Origin of the sequence: Aeromonas media, assembly GCF_020423125.1 — a bacterium.
In the GTDB taxonomy this organism is placed as follows: domain Bacteria; phylum Pseudomonadota; class Gammaproteobacteria; order Enterobacterales; family Aeromonadaceae; genus Aeromonas; species Aeromonas media.
Map to the genome: position 1 here is coordinate 3461714 of NZ_CP075564.1, position 21727 is coordinate 3483440.

A 21727-nucleotide genomic window follows, 5' to 3' on the forward strand; every position below is an offset into this window, starting at 1 on the left:
AATAACGCCTTAAATGGCGAAGAAACGGTCTAAATAGGCTGATTCAAGGCATTTACGGGAGAAAAGATCGGCTCAAACTGAAAAAATGAAATGACTGAGTCAGCCGAGAAGAATTTCCCCGCTTATTCGCACCTTCCCTAATAAAACCTGTGGTCTCCTCAGAAGATATGTGCCCCTCTATCTAAATTGCCATTCCGAATAGTCGATGCCTATTCTCTCCTCTGTCGCCACCACAGCAACACTACATTCACAAGATCATCCATGCTACTCGTAGTAAAGCGCATGCTCGCCGCTTGATGGCAAGTTTACAGGTCTCATAGGTTAAGGAGCCTGGTTGCTAGCGATAACAAACGTTAGCGGCAAGGGGCTTGACTGTGGCGATGCACCCAATTGAAACAGCCAAGAAGAGGATGAGCAGTGATCGGCGACATAAATGAGTTAAGTGTCAAAAAACTCTTATCATACAGCTTGAACTGATCGGAGGCATCACCCAGCTCAAAAGGTACTGTCAATACGCAACGTTTTTAGTTACCTTGAACCTTGATAATTATGGTTCATTTTTGTGTGTGATTGTTGTCGGCTACTTAACCAAGCGTTATAAGTTAGAGGGAAATATGGAAGATATTATCAAACAAGCAATAGATTTTCGAAAAGCTGCTAAATACCAAGAGTCGAGAGCACTGTTAGAAACACTATTAAATGATGAGAATTATGCAGCTAAAGCTCATCTACAAATCGCATGGTCATACGATAATGAAGGTAAAGAGCAAGAAGCAATTGGTCATTATCTGTCATCTCTATCTGGTACTCTTTCGTCAGCAGAGCGGTTTGATGCATTATTTGGTTTAGCAAGCACCTACCGCAGTCTTGGTAACTATCCAGAGTCTTTGGTTTATTTCGAAAAAACGATAAGCGAATATCCAGAGTCTATCGAGGTTCAGCCTTTCTATGCTATGTGCTTATACAATTTAGAGCGCCACAAAGAAGCTACGTCTCTTTTACTTAGACTTTTAGTTTCAACGACGAATAGTGCTGAAATTAAAGAGTATCAGCGAGCAATTTTATTGTATGCTAAAGATCTAGATAAAAAATGGCAATCCTAACAAACACCTCAAATATATTCAAAAAAGGTTCATTCATTAGCGTTAGACGATAACTTGAGGAATTATATGAAATTTTACAGTGCAGATAGATATCAAAAAATTTGTGAGGAAAATTACATTCACTATAATAACTTAATAAAGAACTTACTACCTAACGCTAGAGTTGAACACATCGGAGCATCATCAATTCCACTTGCTATATCCAAAGGCGACTTAGATATATTTGTAGGTGTCGATAGCAGCGACTTTGAAAAAGCTATTCAATCACTAATGACCTTGGATTTTAGAGAGAAAAAAGATACATTAAGAACCACTGAACTATGTATGTTAGAGTCTAATAAAAATGACAATGTTGCACTTCAAGTCGTAGTTAATGGTTCTGAATTTGAATTTTTTTTGTCATTTCGTGATAAGTTACTGACTAATAGCTCGTTAGCCAATATGTACAATGAGTTAAAACTATCTTGCGAAGGTTTATCTGAGGAAGAATATCGCATAAAAAAATCTACTTTTATCGAATTCGTTTTGAATCAAACGTAAATAATTAGTCCACTGAACAGATACTTCACCACAGACTCCAGATTGGAGAGATCTAGGGAAAGTGCGAACAAGTATCCCACGAACAAAAAATGAAAATTTTAGTCATTTAATATCAATGGGTTACCAGTAAATGCTCTCGTGCCATATGACTTATTCGCACCTTCCCTAAATTATTCGGTGATATTTAATACTCACTCTAATTATAGTATTGCAAACACTAAATATAATATCAACAATTTTTTGAGCTAAATTATTAATTTAACGACTAATGTTATCAATGGTATTGGCGAAAGTTAATATTTAAAATATGAAATTAATTAGACTTACATGGTGAATTTAATTTTATTCCGTGAAATTAAAACTATGACATAGGATGATTAAAGTTATATAAAAAGGCATGCCCTCATCCTATGACAGACATACCTTTTCTAGAACTGGTCGTACCAATGGTGTCATATAAGCTCAGGGCTATGAGATAAAAGCCTCCCAAATGATTGATCATCAACATAACCCGCATGATCATTTATACGAATATTTTTTATCTGACTCAGCACAGTAAAAAAGCACTCCTCACATAGATGCACCTCATATGCCGTACCATCATGTTTCGAACCATAACCCCATTTTGCAGTCAGTACTCCAAACTGTGGATCATACAAATTTGGGTTCATATGTGGGGTTGTGCTTTTATGACATATGTCGCATTGAATATCAGCTATAACCTCCACCTCTTTTGTGGTCATTATTTTCATTGTAATACTCGCTATACATGTAGAGTAATTGACGGGTAGCATGAACAAAATGGCTCATGCCACCCTAAGCAAAATTTATTATAGTAGAATGAATAAAAAAAGCAGCCTTACGGCTGCCTTCAAGACTACGATAATTGTGGATTAGATCAAATAATCCTCTAAGGGTTTTCCGCTAGCAACCCCCTCAGCGATGGCTTTCGGCATACGGCCCTGACCTGTCCAGGTTTTTTCTTGGCCATCTTCATGATACTTGTACTTTGCGGGGCGCGGTGCTCGCTTGGACTTTTCCATTCCGTCAGCTTTCGACGGAGCAGCACTGCCAACCAGTTCGCTGGGGTCAATCCCTGCGTTTTTCAACATCTCGCTGAACTCTGCCAGCTTACGCAGACGTTCGGCGTTTTCTTCCTGATATCGAAGCTCAGCAGCTTCACGCTCTGCAAACACCTCATCAATTTTTGCCTTAATCTCGATCAGTTGTTCGAATGGTAGTTCACGCAGAGCAGCCCGGAGACTACGAATATTCAACAGTGTTTTGATAAAATCGTTCATGGATATCACGCCTAAAAAGTTATTTGTTTATCGCCTAGCATTATCTCCTAGCTGTAGTTTGGTGCCAATATTTTTCGATAAATTATTTGAGTTGCACAGGGAGGCTGCTTTTGATCGTTCAACGTGTACTGTATGCAATCCTCTCACCGGAGATCGACCTTCAACGGGTTCCATTAGTTACTGCTAGACTAGTTTATTCATGCTGGCAGGGATCTGGTGATGACGACAATCATTCTGCTAAGGAAGGTGCGAATAAGTACCCTATGTGCCAAAACTAAAAAGTTTAGCCATTTAATATCAATAATTTAGAATGGTGTGTTTTTGTGCCAAGTGACTTGTTAGCACCTTCCCTAGGACAAGGTGGAGTTTCCACTGTCTATGTCGTTAACAAAGAAAAGAGCTATACGATAACCTAATGTCAGTCAGCTCAGCTTGGCTGACATTGTTTTACTGACTGTTTTCACCGCCCCACTTCTGTGATCCAACAGTAACAATTCATCGATAGCTTCAAGATTCAACAGCAATACCTGATTCCGCGACCATATACCTATCACCACATCAATCTCACACCATTATCGGTAGTGAGAAATGGAACAACGCAGCTCTCCTACAACTGGTATAGCTGCTGGCGGCATAGCCGCAGCAAACACGAAAAAACTCCATTGGAGCCCGTTCGTAGACACCTCAACCCACACCGGTGATACTGCTCATATCTTGCACAGAACTTAGCCACTTACGTTCAGCGCAAAATGACTTTTTCAGGACCCACTCCAGCGAGGGTTCTTTTGAGGTAGCCATGGCACGCAAGCTTGATGATATATTGACCACAGAAATGCCCGACGTTGTCACTCAGGCCAGGGAAAAAGCAGAGCAAATGCGACTGGAGATTCATCTCACCCAACTGCGTGAAATGCTGACCCAGGCTGGCACCGAACCAATGATTTGCGATCAAACACCATCAGTACAGGACGTTACACTGATGGATCTTAAACGCTGGGTCGAGGCTGCTGGGGGAAAACTACAGCTCAATGTTGAAATGCCAAACGGATCTCAGATCTCGTTTGCTGTTTAACTAGAAATCCATTTCTGCACACCGTAGCAATTGTCGGCTGACAACGGGCTGAACTGCACCAGAGTAGCCGCTGGCCCGAACTGCTACAGGTATCGTGAAATGGAATTCCGCCCCTGGCAAACATCGATTGTCGGCTGACAACGAGGTAATCTGCACCTGAGTACCCGCTGGCCTGAACAACTACAGGTATCGTGAAATGGAATGCTGGCCCAGGCAAACATCGATTGTCGGCTGACAACGGGGTGATCTGAGCCGGAGTGCCCGCTGGACGGAACTGCTACAGGTATCGTGAAATGGAACCCTCGCTGCTGACTGGCTGCGATTGTCAGCTGACAACGGGGGATCTGCACCTCAGTGGCCGCTGACAACCACATTATCGGTATCGTGAAATGGAACCCTCGCTGCTGACTGGCTGCGATTGTCAGCTGACAACGGAGTGATCTGCACCTCAGCCCCGCTGACAACCGCATTATCGGTATCGTGAAATAGAATTCTGACCCTGGCAGGCAGTGATTGTCGGCTGACAACGGGCTGATCTGCACCAGAGTGCCCGCTGGCCGGAACTGCTACAGGTATCGTGAAATGGAAACCTGGCCCTGGCAGACAGTGATTGTCGGCTGACAACGAGGTGATCTGCACCGGTGTGCCCGAGTGCGGAACCGCTATAGGTATCGTGAAATGGAACCCTCGCTGCTGACTGGCAGCGATTGTCAGCTGACAACGGAGTGTTCTGCACCTCAGCCCCGCTGACAACCGCATTATCGGTATCGTGAAATGGAATTCTGACCCTGGCAGGCAGTGATTGTCGGCTGACAACGGGCTGATCTGCACCAGAGTGCCCGCTGGCCGGAACTGCTACAGGTATCGTGGAATGGAATTCTGACCCTGGCAGGCAGTAATTGTCGGCTGACAACGGGCCGATCTGCACCTGAGTGCCCGCTGGCCGGAACTACTATAGGTATCGTGAAATGGAACCCTCGCTGCTGACTGGCAGCGATTGTCGGCTGACAACGCTTAACTGTGCTGCTCGACATTGGGGCTTATCAGCTACAGGTATCTTGAAATGAAAATTTGACCCCAGCGAGCTCGATTGTCGGCTGACAACACGCTGTTTTGTGCTGCTCGACATCGGGGCTTATCAGCTATAGGTATCGTGAAATGGAATTTGGCTCATTGCAGGCAGCGAGTGTCGGCTGACAACACGCTGATCTGTGCATGAGTACCCGCTGGCCGGAACTGCTACAGGTATCGTGAAATGGAAATCTGACCCCAGCAAGCTCGATTGTCGGCTGACAACGGGCTGATCTGCACCAGAATACCCACTGGCCCGAAGTGCTACAGGTATCGTGAAATGGAACCCTCGCTGCTGACTGGCTGCGATTGTCAGCTGACAACGGGCTGATCTGCGCCGGAGTACCCGCTGGCCCGATGTGCTACAGGTATCGTGAAATGGAACCCTCGCTGCTGACTGGCAGCGATTGTCAGCTGACAACGGAGTGTTCTGCACCTCAGCCCCGCTGACAACCGCATTATCGGTATCGTGAAATGGAATTCTGACCCTGGCAGGCAGTGATTGTCGGCTGACAACGGGCTGATCTGCACCAGAGTGCCCGCTGGCCGGAACTGCTACAGGTATCGTGGAATGGAATTCTGACCCTGGCAGGCAGTAATTGTCGGCTGACAACGGGCCGATCTGCACCTGAGTGCCCGCTGGCCGGAACTACTATAGGTATCGTGAAATGGAACCCTCGCTGCTGACTGGCAGCGATTGTCGGCTGACAACGCTTAACTGTGCTGCTCGACATTGGGGCTTATCAGCTACAGGTATCTTGAAATGAAAATTTGACCCCAGCGAGCTCGATTGTCGGCTGACAACACGCTGTTTTGTGCTGCTCGACATCGGGGCTTATCAGCTATAGGTATCGTGAAATGGAATTTGGCTCATTGCAGGCAGCGAGTGTCGGCTGACAACACGCTGATCTGTGCATGAGTACCCGCTGGCCGGAACTGCTACAGGTATCGTGAAATGGAACCCTCGCTGCTGACTGGCTGCGATTGTCAGCTGACAACGGGCTGATCTGCGCCGGAGTACCCGCTGGCCCGATGTGCTACAGGTATCGTGAAATGGAATTCTGACCCTGGCAGGCAGTAATTGTCGGCTGACAACGGGCTGATCTGCACCAGAGTGCCCGCTGGCCTGAACTGCTACAGGTATCGTGGAATAGAATTCTGACCCTGGCAGACAATGATTGTCGGCTGACAACGAGGTGATCTGCACCGGTGTGCCCGAGTGCGGAACCGCTATAGGTATCGTGAAATGAAACCCTCGCTGCTGACTGGCTGCGATTGTCAGCTGACAACGGAGTGATCTGCACCTCAGCCCCGCTGACAACCGCATTATCGGTATCGTGAAATGGAACCCTCTCTGCTGACTGGCTGCGATTGTCAGCTGACAACGGGCTGATCTGCACCAGAGTGGCCCGCTGGCCTGAACTGCTACAGGTATCGTGGAATGGAATTTTGACCCTGGCAAACATCGATTGTCGGCTGACAACGGGCTGATCTGCGCCGGAGTACCCGCTGGCCCGATGTGCTACAGGTATCGTGAAATGGAAATATGGCCCTGGCAAACAGTGATTGTCGGCTGACAACAGGCTTATCTGTGCCTGAGTACCCGCTGGCCGGAACTACTATAGGTATCGTGAAATGGAAATCTGACCCTGACAGGCAGCGATTGTCGGCTGACAACGAGGTGATCTGCGCCAAAACCCAAATAGGCCGGAACTGCTACAGGTATCGTGAAATGGAACTCAGACCCTGGCAAACAGTGATTGTCGGCTGACAACGGGCCAATCTGCGCCTCGGTGGCCGCAGGCGATCCAATTATCGATATCATGAATGGCAAAAAGGGCACTACATAAGCCTTAATGAGGTCAGATTGGAGTTAGCAATCGAGGACTAAAAATCATTTTTTGCCGTGTGGTGGCTCCCTACCAAAAAATCTGAACAACAAGCACCCAATCAGGCTAAAAAAGAAGCTTTCCGACAGAAAATCTACGCAGCTGTTTATTTTTATTAGTATTTTTATATAATGCACGCACGTCCCAGTGGCACAGCTGGATAGCGCGCGCCCCTCCTAAGGGCAAGGTCGCAGGTTCGAATCCTGCCTGGGACGCCATCTCGTAACCTCATTTCACCCCCAATAATGCATTTGCGCATGCGTTGCAAGCATTATTTCGCGCTATTTCAGCGCTATTCAAATCCAAAAATACACTTAAATCATTGTTTTTTAACGATATTTTTTATTTAAAAGCTCTTATAACCATCCCCTCCTAAGGGACAGGCCACTGGTTCGACTCCAGTCGGGAACGCCATATAAAACAAGGGGCTGGCATCATCAGATGCCAGCCCCTTGTTTTTGATTGCCTTTTATCTTGCCTGGCCACTGTCGATATGCCCCAGGCAAGCGCCATATCTAGCCTTCAGGTGAGGCTACGTCATTACCACCAGACGTTGGCCTGCACTCCAACCACCCAGGTGTCATCACTGTCATCGCCTTCAAAAGCGTGGCTGCTGTCACTCCAGTTGTCGTTGTCGCTGTCGAAATAGCTCGCGTAGAGACGCAGTTCCGGCTGGTTGCGACCCAGAGACCAGGCCTGGGCGACGGTGTACTTGGAACCACTGCGATCATAATCCGCACCATTCTCGGTCTTCTCATCGGCGAAATAACCCACCTCTGCGTAGGTGCGAGTGATTTCAGACCAGTGATACGCCAATTTGGCTGAGGCACCAAACATGGTGGCATCGAGCTGATCGTTGTCCCAGGTCTCAATGCTGTCGGCCGCTGCATAGTTGATGGCATGGCTCAGATCCCAACGGTCACCCAACGGAATGCTGCCGTAGTTGCGGATCGCGTAACCGCTACCACTCTTGACGTTGCCATTGAGGGTATCTGCCGCCCCCATGAGCACCCCTTGTGCCGCTGAACCATCCACATAATATTGCAGCACCGTCTTGTTAAACCCTGTGCCAGCCACGGCCTGGTTCAATTCCACCATGAAGGCATGACCATCGCTGTAATCATGCTCACCGCTACCTGGCTCATCCACCTGATCAGCCGACGGATCGGCATTCAAAAACTTGTATCCGAGTGCCAGGCTACCGCCTTCCCACAGAGGCAGGGAGTCATAGGTCAATTCCAGATTATTGGCATTGATCTGATGCTTGCTATGCTGGGTATCCGTGCCGATCTCATTTTCAAAATCACGATGTAATACCGCTACTGAGAATTTACCTGCACCGAGGTTCATGCGCTCTATACCGGCACCCACATTGGTCTGGTTCCAGTAAAAGTAATCGTTCATATCAATATAATAGCCTTTATTATATTGACGAATACCCGCCCAGGAGGTCTCCCCCATCCCCATGAAGTTCCGCAATTGCAGGTTCATGTTTTCCCAGCCGAATGGGGAGTCATTACTGACACTATCGGCATCACCATCCCACATATTGAACATGGTCTGGATATAAACAGATTTGTCGCCGTCGTTATTCAGCTCCTTCCCCAAGCCAATCTCGGCATAATTATCAAACTCGTTCCCGAGACGGCCAATCTTGTTCTTCTGGAAATCTGAACCACCGATGCTATTTGAAGCTGAGCCATCGGCCCCGGTCCCCACACCGGCACGGAAATAACCCCAAAAATCAAATCCCTCAGTAGCAATGGCATTGGTGGCTGCGATAGACAAAGACGCGGCGACAATGTAGCGAATTGAGTTTTTCAAAATACATCCTCGATAGTTATTATATTAAATTGACGTGCATGCTCGACCTGCATAAAAAGAGGTGGTTTTTTATGGCATGGTCATATGTATGTTTTAATCATCCACCATGGGTGGCAGGAATATGGTAATGCTAAGGAAGGTGCGAACAAGTCCCTGATATGAGATCATGTTTGTCATCTGGAGCCATGGAACAGGGTTCATCATGAGTCATCAACTTACCTTCGCCGACAGTGAATTCAGCAGTAAGCGCCGTCAGACCAGAAAAGAGATTTTCTTGTCCCGCATGGAGCAGATTCTGCCATGGCAAAACATGGTGGAAGTCATCGAGCCGTTTTATCCCAAAGCCGGTAATGGTCGTCGGCCCTATCCGCTGGAAACCATGCTGCGCATTCACTGCATGCAGCATTGGTACAACCTGAGCGATGGCGCGATGGAAGATGCTCTGTACGAAATCGCCTCCATGCGTCTGTTTGCGCGGTTATCCCTGGATAGCGCCTTGCCGGACCGCACCACCATCATGAATTTCCGCCACCTGCTGGAGCAGCATCAACTGGCCCGCCAATTGTTCAAGACCATCAATCGCTGGCTGGCCGAAGCAGGCGTCATGATGACTCAAGGCACCTTGGTCGATGCCACCATCATTGAGGCACCCAGCTCGACCAAGAACAAAGAGCAGCAACGCGATCCGCAGATGCATCAGACCAAGAAAGGCAATCAGTGGCACTTTGGCATGAAGGCCCACATTGGTGTCGATGCCAAGAGTGGCCTGACCCACAGCCTAGTCACCACCGCGGCCAACGAGCATGACCTCAATCAGCTGGGTAATCTGCTGCATGGAGAGGAGCAATTTGTCTCAGCCGATGCCGGCTACCAAGGGGCGCCACAGCGCGAGGAGCTGGCTGAGGTGGATGTGGACTGGCTGATCGCCGAGCGCCCCGGCAAGGTAAGAACCTTGAAACAGCATCCACGCAAGAACAAAACGGCCATCAACATCGAATACATGAAAGCCAGCATCCGGGCCAAGGTGGAGCACCCATTTCGCATCATCAAGCGACAGTTCGGCTTCGTGAAAGCCAGATACAAGGGGTTGCTGAAAAACGATAACCAACTGGCGATGTTATTCACGCTGGCCAACCTGTTTCGGGCGGACCAAATGATACGTCAGTGGGAGAGATCTCACTAAAAACTGGGAATAACGCCTTAAATGGCGAAGAAACGGTCTAAATAGGCTGATTCAAGGCATTTACGGGAGAAAAGATCGGCTCAAACTGAAAAAATGAAATGACTGAGTCAGCCGAGAAGAATTTCCCCGCTTATTCGCACCTTCCCTAAAAAAATAATAATCTGGTGATAGCGATCACATTAATGTAATCGTTTACAGTTCTTGTTTTAAACAAAATTTTGCAAGCACCAATGTCTGTTTTCTATTTACGTATTTAGGCCTGGTTCAGCTTTCTATTAAATTCAGCTCTCATTAAGAATTAAATAATTAAAAGTGGAGTCTGATGACTCCGCAGAAAGCAATATTGACAATACGACGCCTTTATTTCTAGTCAGAGGGCTGCATGTTTATATTCAGTCACCTCAACACCTCGGTCGTAGCCCTCAGCGCGGTGCCATCTGTTGTCGGCTGGTACCGACAGGGAGTCCGAAAGAGGGCAGCCCACGCGTATCCCAGTCAAAGGGTTGCAGATGAATTTCCCTGTTCCAGCCCGCCCCTTTGAATTTGGCGGCATGATGGATCAGCCAGGGTCGGCCTCCATCGTCCATAAAGAAGCCGTTATGCCCAGGGCCATAGACTCCCAGCGCCTCGTCCTTGCTAAAGACGGGCTGAGGCCGCTTGCGCCAGTGTGCCGGATTCATAGGATCCTCCCCCTCCAGCGCCAGCAGACCGAGACAGTAATCGTCCGTCCAGCTGCCGCTGGCGGAATAGGTGAGGAAGAGTCGCCCCCCTGGGCTTAACAGCACCTGGGGAGCCTCGTTGACCTGGGGTGTGCCGATACGCTCCCACGCCAGTTCAGGTCTGGAGATCTCAACGCGCGGCCCAGCCAGCTGCCAGGGCGAGGCCATTCTGGCGATATAGAGGCGCTGCTGATCATTAACCTCTCCCTCCCAGCCTGACCAGATGAAATAACGTTCCCCCCGGTAATCGAGGACGGTGCCGTCGATGGCCCATTTGTCACTGGCATCAGCCATCTTGCCCTCCTGGGTACCCGCAGGGAAGGCGTACTCGCCAAAAGGATCCACCCCTTTTGACTGCAACACATACATGCGCTGCCGAGCCATGTCGCCATCCGATGCGGCGAAATAGATGTACCAGCGACCGTCCAGCAGGTGCAGTTCGGGGGCCCAGAGATGGGTGCCGTTGACGGCGCCCTGAGCCGGCATCCACACCACCTTGCGCTCGGCATTCTCAAGGTCGGTGATGTCTTTGGTACGCCATAGCGTGATGTCGCTGCCGGTGGTCTGGGTGTAGTAGTAAAAGCCGTCATCATGACGCACAACCCAGGGATCGGCGCCATCACCCAAGATCGGATTGGTAAAAGTCGAACTGGCCTGCGCTGGCATGATGGTTCCCAATAGAATGAACAGAGAAAGAAGGATTCGGTACATGACTGGTGCTCCACGAGGGACAGGATCCGCCGCCCCTCAGCTCAACGGCGCAGGCTCTGTCCCTGCTCACCGAAGAGATGGATATATTCGAGAGCGACGGTGAGGGAGACCGCCTCGTCGCATGAAGGCACCCGTCGATCCGTATTGACCTTGGCCAGCAGCAGCCGCTCTATGCCCTCGCACTTGATGTGCAAGATCGCCGCATCACCGAGGTTTTCGACCAGAGAGACCCGGCCATGCAGATGGGCCTCCGGGGCGCCTTCAACCCCCACCAACAGATGCTCGGGGCGGATCCCTATCTTGATGTTGCTCTGGCCTGTGCAGTCAAACCATGACTCAGACGCCGTCACCTCGATCCCTTTACCCGGCGTTAGCTGCCAGAGATCGCCATCTTTTCCCTTCAGCTTGCAGGTCAACATGTTCATCTTCGGCATGCCGAGGAAGGTAGCCACAAACTCGGTGGCGGGGCGCTGATAAAGATCCAGGGGAGAGCCCACCTGCTCGATGTGGCCCTTGTTGAAGACCACTATCCGGTCCCCCAGCGTCATCGCTTCCACCTGATCGTGCGTCACATAGATCATGGTGGTCCCCAGCTTCTGATGCAGGCGCGCCAGCTCGGTACGCATCTGCCCACGCAGGGCGGCATCCAGGTTGGAGAGCGGCTCATCAAACAGAAACACCTCGGGTTCACGCACGATGGCTCGTCCGATGGCAACCCGCTGGCGCTGGCCTCCGGAGAGCTCGGCCGGTTTGCGCTCCAGCAGGTGGGCCAGTTGCAGGGTCTCCGCCACCCGGTTTACCTTGGTCTCTATCTCGGCCTTCGGTGTGTTGTTGAACAGCAGGGAGAAGCCCATGTTCTCGGCCACCGTCAGGTGGGGGTAGAGTGCATAGGACTGGAATACCATGGCCACCCCCCGTTTGGCGGCGTCGAGCTCATTGGCCCGCAGGTTGCCGATGTGGAGATCGCCTGCGGAAATATCCTCCAGCCCGGCAACCATGCGCAGCAGCGTCGACTTGCCGCAGCCGGAGGGGCCGACGAAGACGACGAACTCCCCCTGTTCGATTTCCAGATCCACGCCGTGAATGACGGCATTGCCATTGGGGTAGGTCTTCTTGATGTGCTTAAGCGATACGCTGGACATATGGTGCTCTCTCACGACGGCCTCATCGCGGCCGTAAAAACAGGGGGCCCGCCTTGGCAGGCCCGTGAATCGTTAACCCTTGAGGCCGGTGGCGGCGAGGAAGCCCGACGCGACACGCTTCTGGAACATGACATAGAGGATGGCGACCGGCAGGCCACCGATCAGGGCAGAGGCCATGTTCTGGGCATACCTCACCCCATAGGTGTCGTTAAGCTGAGTCAGACCGATGGGAATGGTCATGTTCTCGGTGGAGCTGACCACCAGGAATGGCCAGAGGAAATTGTTCCACGCCCCCATGAAGGTGATGATCGCCATGGCATAAATGATGTTCCGGGAGAGAGGCAGATAGACGCGGAGCAATACCTGCCACTCCCGGGCGCCATCGAGGATGGCCGCCTCGCGAAAATCCTTGGGGATCTGATCGAAGAAGCGCTTGAGAACGAAGAGCACCATGGGTGACACCACCTGAGGCAATATGATCCCCCCCAGAGAGTCGGCCAGCCCCATGTGGTAGACCTGGCGAAAGAGCGGGATCACCAAGGCTTCGAAGGGGAAGATGATGCCAAACATGCAGCACCAGAACAGCAGGTTCGCCCCCTTGAAACGCAGTTGAGAGAAGCTGTAGGCCGCCAGCACAGTGATCAGCAGCGTCACCAGGGTAACCGCCAGCGAGGTGACCACGCTGTTCATGAAGAAGACGGGCAGATCCCCCATGGTCAGCACCTTGATGAAGGCATCGAAGATGACGGGATCGGGCAGCCACTGCAGACCGGCGACAGTCTGAGCCTCCGGGCGCAGCGCCGTGCTGATCGCCCACAGCAGAGGGGCGCCCCACAGCAGGCAGAGCAGCACAGTCAACGTGATGGCGAGCAAGGCGGTAAATGTCAGTTTGCTATTCATCTTAGCCTCGACGATTGATGAAGCGATTAGCCAGGGATTGCAGCACCAGAATGAGCAGCACTATCAGCACGAAGACCACGGCGATGGCCGAGGCATAGCCGGCGTTCTGGTTGACGAACCCGGTCTCGTACATGTAGTGCAGAACCACTTTGGTGCTGTCGAAGGGGCCCCCTCCGGTCAACAGATAGGTCTGACCGAAGATTTTGAGGGATGCGACCAGTTGCAGGCCGAAGACCATCACGGTGACAGGGCGCAGTTGGCGCCATGTGATGTAGCGAAAGATCCCCCACTCCGAGGCGCCATCGAGCCTGGCCGCTTCGTAGAGGTCCTGCGGTATGTTCTTGAGGGCCGCCATGAACAGCAGCACGTTGAAGCCAACGGTCCACCAGATGGTGGCGATGGCAACCATGGGCATGGCAAAGTCCGGATCGTTGAACCAGGCGATCTCGGTGCCGGCGACCAGGTTCACCACGCCGAAGGTCGGGTGCAGCATCCAGCCACCGATCATGGCCATGACTGCGATGGGCAAGATGTTGGGGATGAAAAAGATAGCCTGGACCAGACCGGCGAAGCGGGTGAGACGGCAGATCAGCATCGCCATGACCAATCCCAGAGCAGTCAGCGGGATCACGGTCAACAGGGCAAAGTAGGCGGTCTGCAGCAAGGAATCCCAGAAGCTGGGGTCCTGCAGCAGCTCCACATAGTTGGCAAAACCAACATAGCCGTGAGTCTCGGTCAGCCCGCTGTCGGTGAAACTCAACTGCAACGTTTGCAATGCAGGAATGACAAAGAAGAGCAAAAAGGCGAGCAAGAAGGGCGCCAACATGAGCCAAGGCGTCATCAGGGCACCAAAACGACCGACGGTGGTTCTGGCAGTGTCTTTATTATCCATATCTGAACTCGGGCCTGGAATGAAGGAAACCGGGAGGCAGAGGATTGGCCTTCTGCCCCAGGGTCATTAACGTGCCGGACGACTCATGAACTTGCCCGCATCGCGCTCGAACATCTGCAGCGCCTTCTCGATGGGCAACTGACCGGTCAGCGCCGCCGGGAAGTACTTGGAGGCGGTGGCCTGCAGGGGGCCAGCCGCCCCGCTGTACCAGCCATCCGGGTCATAGACGATGTTGCTGGCCGTCTCGCTGACATAATCCGCGAGCAGTGGCATCTCCTTGAACGCCTGGGTGGCGACCGTCGGCTCGTAGGCCGGAATGTGGCCCCCTTCGGCCCAGGTGAGGGCGTTCTGGTTGATATAGTTGGCAAATTTGGCAATCCCCAGCACTTTTTCGTCGGAGATGGGTTTGTCTTTATTGCGCGGAATGGCCAATGCGTGGGAGTCGGCCCAGGCGGCCCTGCTACCGTTGAAGAAGGAGGGGAGAGATGCGATGCCCACTTCGAATCCAAGCTTGCCGCTCTTCATGCCGTCGGTAACGGAGGGGAGCTCCCAGACGCCATTGAGCATCAAGGCCGAGCGGCCGGTCATGAACTCCGTGGTGGAGGAAGCGTAATCCAGCCCCTTGGTGGCGTAGCCGTCGGCGTACCACCTGGCCATCGCCGCCATCGCCTGCCTACCCGCCTCGCCATAGACAAACTCGTTGTTCTCTATGGTCTTGCCGCCCTGCTGGCTGATCATGGAGAGCCAGAGACGGTAAGGCATGTAGGACATGGGCGAAGTCTCCATGCTCAGACCCATCGCCCCTTGCTCTTTCACGCTTTTGAGCGCCGCATCAAACTGCGCCAGCGAGGCAATGGGCTTGAGTCTACCCTGCTCATCCAGCAAGCCGGCCTTGGCCGCGATGCGCTTGTTGTAATAGAGCACCATGGCATGGGTATCGATGGGCAGAGCATAGGTCTTGTCATCGACGTTCGATTGCTTCCAGAGCAGCGGGAAAAGCTGGTTGCTATCGTAGCCAGCCTGCTTCAGAACCTCGGGATTGATGGGCTCAAGGCCCTGGGTCTGGGTCAGGCCGGAGATCTTGGAGAGATGGATGGTCGCCATGTCCGGACCGCTGCCCATGACAGAGGCGGTCTTGAGTTTGGTATAGAAGGGTTCACCCCAGTTCAGGGTGGTAGTCTCTATTTTGTAGTCACCCTGGCTGGCATTGAAACCGTCGACCAGTTGCTTCATGCGCGCGCCATCGCCGCCGTTGAGCAGGGTCCAGTATTGCAGTGTGGTTTGTGCCAGGGTAATGGGAGAAAGCGTTGCCCCCGCGACCAGCAATGCCAGCAGCTTTATCTTCTTCATGATATGACCTCTATGTGTAGGGTGAGGCGATGCCGATGGGTTGGCATCGCCTCGGAGGAGTCTTTCTTATTCGGTGGTCAGGGACTGGATCAGGGCGACCTCACGCTCGTCATAGGGGGAGCCATCCGCCTCGAGCAGGTCGTGGAACCAGGTGTCCGCGTACTCCGGAACGGCTCGCTGGATATTGGGCCAGGGCAGATGCGTCTGGGTTCTCCCCTTGACCAGTCCCCATTGGTAACAGGCGATCTTGCGCTCCTTGAAGATAGGCAGTTGCTCATGCATGAACGACTTGGCATGGCGAGCGAGCCACTCGGTGCAGAGCAGGGGGCGATCGTAGGTCGCGACGATTTCCAGACTTTTTTCCAGCAGTTCGAGTGACTGATAGGCATGGAAGCTGATCACATCCGACAGCGCCATTGCCCGGAGGTCGGTGGGATGAGTGAAGATGGGATCGTCCGGGCTAAAGTGGTTGGCAGCATGCCAGGCACAGACCGTCAGCGGCTGGCAGGGATTGGCCTCGCGCGCCCAGCTGAAGGCCAGCTCCATCAGATGATGGCTGTAGGGCTCCATGGCAGGATCGAACTCTTCATGCTGATTGGGGCCACGGAAAATGCCGCGATTGGTCGGCTCGTTGTAGAGATCCCACACCAGAATACGTTCATCCTGGGCGAACATGCCGACGACATCCTTGATGTAACGCTCCAGTTCACACCATTGGGTGACATCCATGACGACGTTGCGTCCAGGGCTCGCCGCTGCCTGACTGTTGTGCAGGTTTTTGACAGGCTCTTTTTGCGGGCCCAGATAGGGGTGATCGCCGGAGAAGCCGCAATCATCCATGGGGGTCAGCATGACGCTGATCCCCTCTGCGGCCGCCACCGCCAGGAAGTCGTCGATGCGGGCGATCAGGCCATCTCTGTCCACCTGCCAGACGATGAAGGGCAGGTTGGTGCGCAGGGTGTTGTAGCCCACCTCTCTGGCCCACGCTAACTCCTGCCTGATGGTCGGGAGATCGAAGGTCTCCCGTTGCCACATCTCCGTCCAGTTGACGGCGGTTCTGGGCAAGTAGTTGAACCCTCTCAGCCAGGGCTGCTTGCTCCACCACTGCCAGGCCTGTTCTGTTGACCACTGTTGTACCGCCATCGCCCCCCCCTTTTGCTAATGTTTAATATTTATGAGCTAATTTTTATTTGCTAATCATATTAATAGCAAAGGGTGTTAGATGGAATTTGGTGGTCAGTCACAAAATGAGCCAGACCAAGGCTCATTGCAACGTCTGGTTAACATACCGTTTTTAAGCGCGTTGACAGCCTGGATTGGGTGTTTATCGATCGTATTGATCCGCGCTGATGACGATAACATGGCTGGTTCCCCCAATCTGGTGGGGTATGATTGACGAGAAAAAAAACTAATAATATTAGCTTGATGACAGGGGCTGGTCATATCGATGAACAAGCAACGCATCACCATGAGTGCCATCGCCGCCGCAGCCGGCGTCTCCCAATCTACTGTATCTCTGGTGCTCAACGGTTCGAGCGCGGTGAAGCTCTCATTCAGGGGAAACCCTGGAGGGAGGCCAACAACCTACGGCTGGAGGGATATCGCCAAGCCCTGATCAAATGACCGGATCCCGGCTCCACAATGGGTACGCGTCGCTAACTGGCCGCTGCGCGAGGCCTATGAGCAGACCCGGCAGCTGCTGGCACTCCCCAACACACCAGACGCGGTCTTCTGCTGCAGTGACTACATGACCCAGGGCTGCTATCAGGCCATTGCGGAGGCAGGGTTACGCATTCCGGAAGATATCTTGGTTGCGGGACACGATAACCAAATGCTGGCCAACGAGATGGTGCCCCTCTGTTTGTTGGACGCCCCGAACGAGATCCATAAGGCCACCCACGACTTTCACTTGATCCCTGTCCCACCGCGGCACTTCGCATCTGTACCCAGCCCTGCGCTCGATTACACTCAGGATGTGGGCCGTCGATGACGACGACCATTCTTCATTGGCTCGCATCAAGAGAAGGGAATCATGGCCAGCAAAAAAAAATCTACGACTGAACAGCCTGCTCCGGCAGCAGAGTCCAAGCCGCTTGGCAACAAGGCATACGAGAAGGAACTGCGTCGCCTGCATGTGGAGCTGGTGAAACTGCAGCAGTGGGTGGTGCACAAGGGACTCAAGGTCTGCATAGTGTTCGAAGGGCGCGACGGCGCTGGCAAGGGGGGGACCATCAAGGCGATCACCGAGCGGGTCAGTCCCCGGGTGTTCAGGGTCATCGCGCTGCCGGCCCCCACCGAACGGGAGAAGAGCCAGCTCTATTTCCAGCGCTACATCCCGCACCTGCCGGCGGCGGGCGAGATCGTCATTTTCGATCGCAGCTGGTACAACAGGGCCGGGGTGGAGCGTGTCATGGGCTTTTGCAGCCAGGAGGCGAGCGACAAATTCCTGGCGGGGGTTCCCATGGTGGAACAGGCCATGGTCGACTCGGGCATCATATTGCTGAAGTATTGGCTGGAGGTGACCCCACAGGAGCAGGAGCGGCGGCTGCGGGATCGCATCGACGATGGTCGCAAGATCTGGAAGCTCTCCCCCATGGACATCAAGTCCTTCGATCGCTGGGATGACTACACCCGGGCGCGGGATGCCATGTTCACCGCCACCGACACCGCCTGGGCTCCCTGGTTCGTGGCCCGCTCCGAGGACAAGAAGCGGGTGCGGCTCAACATCATCTCCCATCTGCTGGCCCACGTTCCCTACGAGGAACTGCCGGCCGAACCGGTCAAGCTGCCCAAACGCAAGATTGGCAAGGTCAAGGCCTCGGAGCACCCGTTCCGGGTGATCCCGGAACTGTTCTGATCACCGTCAAGGGGGAGCCTCTGGCTCACCCCTTGCTCCCTCACGCCCTGCCCTGTTGATACTGGCGGATGGCCGCCCTGGCATTGAACAGCATGCGGCTCTCCCCGAGCTGACTGGCCAACCCGCTGCGACGCACGTTCTCGAGCACCCCGGGATTGAGCCCGGCCAGCCAGAGGGTGACGCCCCGGGCGCGCGCCTGCTGCTCCCCCTCCATCAGCATCATCAGGGCCGAGTACTCCACGTCCTGCACCCGGCTCATGTCCAGCACCACCACCTCGGGCTGGTGAGTCTCGATAAGCTCGCGGATCCGGGCGGCCACATGCTGCACATTGATGAAGAAGAGGCGCCCCTCCGGGCGCAGGATCAACAGGCCGGGGACCGTCTCGTCATCGGGATGACGCGCGGCCAGCGGCCGCAGCACATCCTCCCCGGGTTTTCGGCCAATCACATAGACGGGTGGCTGCGCCGTCTGGCTGGCCAGCCCCAGCAAGGAGGCCAGGATGGCGACCACTATCCCCTCCAGGGTGCCGAACAGCAGCACTCCCAGGCAGGCGATGGCGGCCCAGCGAAACTCCATCATGCGAATCTGCCCTATCTTGCGAAACTCCCCCGGCTGGATGAGCCCCACCGAATAGACGATGACCACCACCGCCAGGGTGGCGCTCGGCAGCCAGGAGAGCAGCGGGGCGAGGAAGATCATGGTGGCCAGCGCCATGGCGGCGGTGACCGCAGAGGCCCACTGGCTGACGCCCCCGACGGAGCGCACCACGGCGGTCTGGGAGGTCCCCCCCCCTGCCGGCATGCTGCCGCAGAAGGCTCCCCCCAGGTTGGCCAGCCCGGTGGCCACCAGCTCGCGGTTCGGATTGATCTCCGGCTCTTCCTTGCCCACGAAGGCCCGGCCTGCGGCTATGGTCTCGGTGAAGCTCATCAGCGCGATGCCCGCCGCCCCCGGCAGCAGTTGCAACACCAGGGTCAGATCCGGCATCGTCAGGGCGGGCAAGCCGGTGGGAATGCTCCCGACGATGGCGACCCCTGCCTCGTTCAGGCCAAAGCCCCACACCAGCGCGATGCCGATGCCCACCCCCAGCAAGGGGGCGGGAGAATGGGGAAAGCGCCACTCCATGAACACCAGCACCACCAGGGTGACGAGAGCGACTCCCAGGGTCAGCCAGGAGGTCTGGGGCAGCGCCAGCCCCAGGTGATAGAGATCCAGAAAGAAGTTCTCCTTCTGGATGTGCACACCGAATAGCTTGGGCAGCTGATCGAGGATGATCACCAGCCCGATGCCGCTCTTGAACCCCACCAGCACCGGCAGGGAGATGAAGTTCGCCACGAAGCCGAGGCGCAGCACCGCCGCCAGCATCAGCATGGCCCCCACCAGCAGGGTCAGAGTGGCCGTCACCGTGATCAGCCGACCGGGATCCCCATCCGGCACCACCAGTCCGAGCTGGGTCGCAGTCAGGATCGCCAGGGTACTGGTGGAGCTGACACTGAGCACTCGGGAGGAGCCCAACAGGGCGTAAAGCACCATGGGCACAAACGCGGTATAGAGACCGATAGCCACCGGCAGACCGGCCACGCTGGCGTAGGCCATGGCCTTGGGCAACACGACCGCCGCCGCGGTGACGCCGGCCAGCAGATCGGACAGGGAGCGCCTTGGCGCCAACGCGGGTGATGACATCTTGTCCTCCATGATCACGGGTCTGGCCGGGCGCCGGTGGGCATGACTCTAAAACGAGTTCATGATCGGCAGTTCGGTGCGACATCCTCCGCCCCTTGCACCCTCAGGATGCAGGCACGGTTACAGAGAGAAGTGTATGCGCCAGCCCGATGCAGAGGCTTGTTGTTTCTCACGTTTTGCCATCTCGCTCCCCTATACTTCAGCGACGTTGCGCCGCCGGCCAGCCCCCTTTCCAAGAGGAGACCCTCCTTGTTGCGACTGCTTGCACTGCTGCTTGTCTGCCTGGTGTTCCCGGTGCGGGCGCTGACACTGACTCCCCTGGTGGAGGGTCTAAATCATCCCTGGGGGCTGGTCTTGCTGCCGGATGGCGGCTATCTGATTGGCGAGCGCCCGGGCCGCCTGCTGCACATCGACGCCGCGGGCAAACGTCACCTCATCTCGGGCCTGCCGCCCCTCGCCGCCACGGGCCAGGGAGGCCTGCTCGATCTCGCCCTGGACGGCGAGGGCTGGCTCTATCTCAGCTACAGCGAGCCGGGGGACGGCGGGGCCGGCACCGCAGTGGCCCGGGCCCGGCTGCAAAAGGAGGCCCTCATCGACTGGCAACTGCTGTTTCGCCAAGAACCCAAGGTGGCCGGCGGCGCCCATTTTGGATCCCGTCTGGCGTTGACGGAGGACGGCTATCTCTTCATCACCCTCGGCGATCGTTACAGCGAACGGGAGCGGGCCCAGACGCTCGACAACCACCTCGGCAAGACGGTACGCCTGCACAAGGATGGCCGGGTCCCCGCCGACAATCCCTTCGTCAAGACGGCGGGTGCCCTGCCGGAGATCTGGAGCCTGGGCCATCGCAACATGCAGGGAGCCGCACTGCGTCCCGGCAGCCAGCAGTTCTGGGCCCACGAGCACGGCCCCCAGGGCGGGGACGAGGTCAACCTCATCCTGCCCGGCCACAACTACGGTTGGCCCAAAGTGACCTTCGGCGAGGAGTACGGTGGCGGCAAGATTGGCCTGGGCCAGAGCGCGCCCGGCATGACGCCGCCGCGCTGGATCTGGGTGCCCTCCATCGCCCCCTCGGGCATGACCTTCTATCAGGGGGAACTGTTCAAGGAGTGGCGGGGGGATCTGCTGGTCGGCGCCCTGCGCGGCCAGGCCCTGTTGCGCCTGCACCTCGACGGAGACAAGATAATGTCGGCAGAGCGGCTGCTGACCGACCTCGGGGAGCGGATCCGCACCGTCAAGGAGGGCCCCGACGGTGCCCTCTACCTGTTGACGGATTCAGGCCAGGGGTGCCTGCTCAAACTGACCCCATAAGATGCAAGGAGGAAGCATGAACAAGAATCGTACCCTGCTGGTGCTCTGTGCCAGCCTCTGGTTGCTGGGCTGCAACACCATACACGGGGTGGGGCGGGACATCGAGAAGGCGGGCGAGGTGATCCAGGGCTCTGCCAACCTGACGAGCGAGCCTCAGGCCGGCAAAGAGTGACAACCTAAG

18 protein-coding genes and 1 tRNA gene are annotated in these 21727 nt (G+C 54.5%); 10 read left to right on the plus strand and 9 right to left on the minus strand.

What is annotated here, in order from left to right:
• Positions 1 to 614 precede the first annotated feature (614 nt).
• A complete protein-coding gene (locus KI797_RS15935; RefSeq protein WP_226170030.1) occupies positions 615 to 1103 on the plus strand; it encodes a tetratricopeptide repeat protein in 489 nt (162 codons plus the stop codon).
• Positions 1104 to 1169: 66 nt separating this feature from the next.
• Positions 1170 to 1643 carry a GrpB family protein gene (locus KI797_RS15940; RefSeq protein ID WP_201902255.1) on the plus strand — a complete coding sequence of 158 codons (474 nt, stop codon included), beginning with the start codon at positions 1170 to 1172 and terminating at the stop codon, positions 1641 to 1643.
• 893 nt (positions 1644 to 2536) lie between these two features.
• Here KI797_RS15940 and KI797_RS15945 read toward each other — a convergent pair.
• Complete coding sequence (locus KI797_RS15945) at positions 2537 to 2944, minus strand: H-NS family histone-like protein (protein ID WP_119196858.1); 408 nt, start codon at positions 2942 to 2944, stop codon at positions 2537 to 2539.
• 796 nt (positions 2945 to 3740) lie between these two features.
• Between KI797_RS15945 and KI797_RS15950 the strand changes: the two genes are divergently transcribed.
• The gene (locus KI797_RS15950) at positions 3741 to 4016 is read left to right on the plus strand and encodes a transcriptional regulator (protein ID WP_226170033.1); all 276 of its coding nucleotides are present in this window, start codon (positions 3741 to 3743) and stop codon (positions 4014 to 4016) included.
• A 3101-nt stretch (positions 4017 to 7117) separates the two neighbouring features.
• A tRNA-Arg gene (locus KI797_RS15955) sits at positions 7118 to 7194 on the plus strand.
• A gap of 322 nt (positions 7195 to 7516) precedes the next feature.
• Here the strand turns inward: KI797_RS15955 and KI797_RS15960 are convergent.
• Entirely contained in the window at positions 7517 to 8800 is a 1284-nt protein-coding gene (locus KI797_RS15960; protein ID WP_197069661.1) for a carbohydrate porin, read from the minus strand.
• A 202-nt stretch (positions 8801 to 9002) separates the two neighbouring features.
• Here KI797_RS15960 and KI797_RS15965 point away from each other — a divergent pair, with 202 nt between their 5' ends.
• Complete coding sequence (locus KI797_RS15965; protein ID WP_026141915.1) at positions 9003 to 9983, plus strand: IS5-like element IS5 family transposase; 981 nt, start codon at positions 9003 to 9005, stop codon at positions 9981 to 9983.
• 422 nt (positions 9984 to 10405) lie between these two features.
• Here KI797_RS15965 and KI797_RS15970 read toward each other — a convergent pair whose 3' ends face one another.
• The 6 genes from KI797_RS15970 to KI797_RS15995 form a co-directional block, all read right to left on the minus strand.
• Complete coding sequence (locus KI797_RS15970; RefSeq protein ID WP_226170036.1) at positions 10406 to 11368, minus strand: glycoside hydrolase family 43 protein; 963 nt, start codon at positions 11366 to 11368, stop codon at positions 10406 to 10408.
• Between the two features lie 86 nt (positions 11369 to 11454).
• On the minus strand, positions 11455 to 12555 hold the full coding sequence (locus KI797_RS15975; RefSeq protein ID WP_226170038.1) for an ABC transporter ATP-binding protein: 1101 nt from the start codon (positions 12553 to 12555) through the stop codon (positions 11455 to 11457).
• Positions 12556 to 12627: 72 nt separating this feature from the next.
• Complete coding sequence (locus KI797_RS15980) at positions 12628 to 13455, minus strand: carbohydrate ABC transporter permease (RefSeq protein WP_041206300.1); 828 nt, start codon at positions 13453 to 13455, stop codon at positions 12628 to 12630.
• A gap of 1 nt (position 13456) precedes the next feature.
• The gene (locus KI797_RS15985; protein ID WP_048824741.1) at positions 13457 to 14347 is read right to left on the minus strand and encodes a carbohydrate ABC transporter permease; all 891 of its coding nucleotides are present in this window, start codon (positions 14345 to 14347) and stop codon (positions 13457 to 13459) included.
• A 66-nt stretch (positions 14348 to 14413) separates the two neighbouring features.
• Positions 14414 to 15697, minus strand: coding sequence for an extracellular solute-binding protein (locus KI797_RS15990; RefSeq protein ID WP_226170041.1), 1284 nt, complete (start codon positions 15695 to 15697; stop codon positions 14414 to 14416).
• Between the two features lie 66 nt (positions 15698 to 15763).
• Entirely contained in the window at positions 15764 to 16840 is a 1077-nt protein-coding gene (locus KI797_RS15995; RefSeq protein ID WP_042649269.1) for a glycoside hydrolase 5 family protein, read from the minus strand.
• 325 nt (positions 16841 to 17165) lie between these two features.
• Here KI797_RS15995 and KI797_RS21165 point away from each other — a divergent pair, with 325 nt between their 5' ends.
• The 3 genes from KI797_RS21165 (at position 17166) to ppk2 (ending at position 18554) form a co-directional block, all read left to right on the plus strand.
• The gene (locus KI797_RS21165) at positions 17166 to 17312 is read left to right on the plus strand and encodes a LacI family DNA-binding transcriptional regulator (RefSeq protein WP_226173145.1); all 147 of its coding nucleotides are present in this window, start codon (positions 17166 to 17168) and stop codon (positions 17310 to 17312) included.
• Positions 17313 to 17396: 84 nt separating this feature from the next.
• Positions 17397 to 17687 carry a substrate-binding domain-containing protein gene (locus KI797_RS21170; protein WP_364577348.1) on the plus strand — a complete coding sequence of 97 codons (291 nt, stop codon included), beginning with the start codon at positions 17397 to 17399 and terminating at the stop codon, positions 17685 to 17687.
• A gap of 42 nt (positions 17688 to 17729) precedes the next feature.
• Positions 17730 to 18554: a polyphosphate kinase 2 gene (gene ppk2, locus KI797_RS16010; protein ID WP_005328671.1), complete on the plus strand. Its 825-nt coding sequence runs from the start codon at positions 17730 to 17732 to the stop codon at positions 18552 to 18554.
• Positions 18555 to 18594: 40 nt separating this feature from the next.
• Here ppk2 and KI797_RS16015 read toward each other — a convergent pair whose 3' ends face one another.
• Positions 18595 to 20235 (minus strand): SulP family inorganic anion transporter, encoded by a 1641-nt coding sequence (locus tag KI797_RS16015; RefSeq protein ID WP_226170043.1) that lies wholly within the window; start codon positions 20233 to 20235, stop codon positions 18595 to 18597.
• Positions 20236 to 20484: 249 nt separating this feature from the next.
• Here KI797_RS16015 and KI797_RS16020 point away from each other — a divergent pair, with 249 nt between their 5' ends.
• Positions 20485 to 21546 (plus strand): PQQ-dependent sugar dehydrogenase, encoded by a 1062-nt coding sequence (locus tag KI797_RS16020; protein ID WP_404801067.1) that lies wholly within the window; start codon positions 20485 to 20487, stop codon positions 21544 to 21546.
• A 16-nt stretch (positions 21547 to 21562) separates the two neighbouring features.
• Positions 21563 to 21718: an entericidin A/B family lipoprotein gene (locus KI797_RS16025; RefSeq protein ID WP_139434185.1), complete on the plus strand. Its 156-nt coding sequence runs from the start codon at positions 21563 to 21565 to the stop codon at positions 21716 to 21718.
• Positions 21719 to 21727 lie beyond the last annotated feature (9 nt).

Bases quoted from the DNA above. Each gene is read 5' to 3' on its own strand.
- KI797_RS15935 (WP_226170030.1), top strand. From the start codon at position 615: ATGGAAGATATTATCAAACAAGCAATAGATTTTCGAAAAGCTGCTAAA.
- KI797_RS15940 (WP_201902255.1), top strand. From the start codon at position 1,170: ATGAAATTTTACAGTGCAGATAGATATCAAAAAATTTGTGAGGAAAAT.
- KI797_RS15945 (WP_119196858.1), bottom strand. From the start codon at position 2,944: ATGAACGATTTTATCAAAACACTGTTGAATATTCGTAGTCTCCGGGCT.
- KI797_RS15950 (WP_226170033.1), top strand. From the start codon at position 3,741: ATGGCACGCAAGCTTGATGATATATTGACCACAGAAATGCCCGACGTT.
- KI797_RS15965 (WP_026141915.1), top strand. From the start codon at position 9,003: ATGAGTCATCAACTTACCTTCGCCGACAGTGAATTCAGCAGTAAGCGC.
- KI797_RS15970 (WP_226170036.1), bottom strand. From the start codon at position 11,368: ATGCCAGCGCAGGCCAGTTCGACTTTTACCAATCCGATCTTGGGTGAT.
- KI797_RS15975 (WP_226170038.1), bottom strand. From the start codon at position 12,555: ATGTCCAGCGTATCGCTTAAGCACATCAAGAAGACCTACCCCAATGGC.
- KI797_RS15980 (WP_041206300.1), bottom strand. From the start codon at position 13,455: ATGAATAGCAAACTGACATTTACCGCCTTGCTCGCCATCACGTTGACT.
- KI797_RS15985 (WP_048824741.1), bottom strand. From the start codon at position 14,347: ATGGATAATAAAGACACTGCCAGAACCACCGTCGGTCGTTTTGGTGCC.
- KI797_RS15990 (WP_226170041.1), bottom strand. From the start codon at position 15,697: ATGAAGAAGATAAAGCTGCTGGCATTGCTGGTCGCGGGGGCAACGCTT.
- KI797_RS15995 (WP_042649269.1), bottom strand. From the start codon at position 16,840: ATGGCGGTACAACAGTGGTCAACAGAACAGGCCTGGCAGTGGTGGAGC.
- KI797_RS21165 (WP_226173145.1), top strand. From the start codon at position 17,166: ATGAGTGCCATCGCCGCCGCAGCCGGCGTCTCCCAATCTACTGTATCT.
- ppk2 (WP_005328671.1), top strand. From the start codon at position 17,730: ATGGCCAGCAAAAAAAAATCTACGACTGAACAGCCTGCTCCGGCAGCA.
- KI797_RS16015 (WP_226170043.1), bottom strand. From the start codon at position 20,235: ATGTCATCACCCGCGTTGGCGCCAAGGCGCTCCCTGTCCGATCTGCTG.
- KI797_RS16025 (WP_139434185.1), top strand. From the start codon at position 21,563: ATGAACAAGAATCGTACCCTGCTGGTGCTCTGTGCCAGCCTCTGGTTG.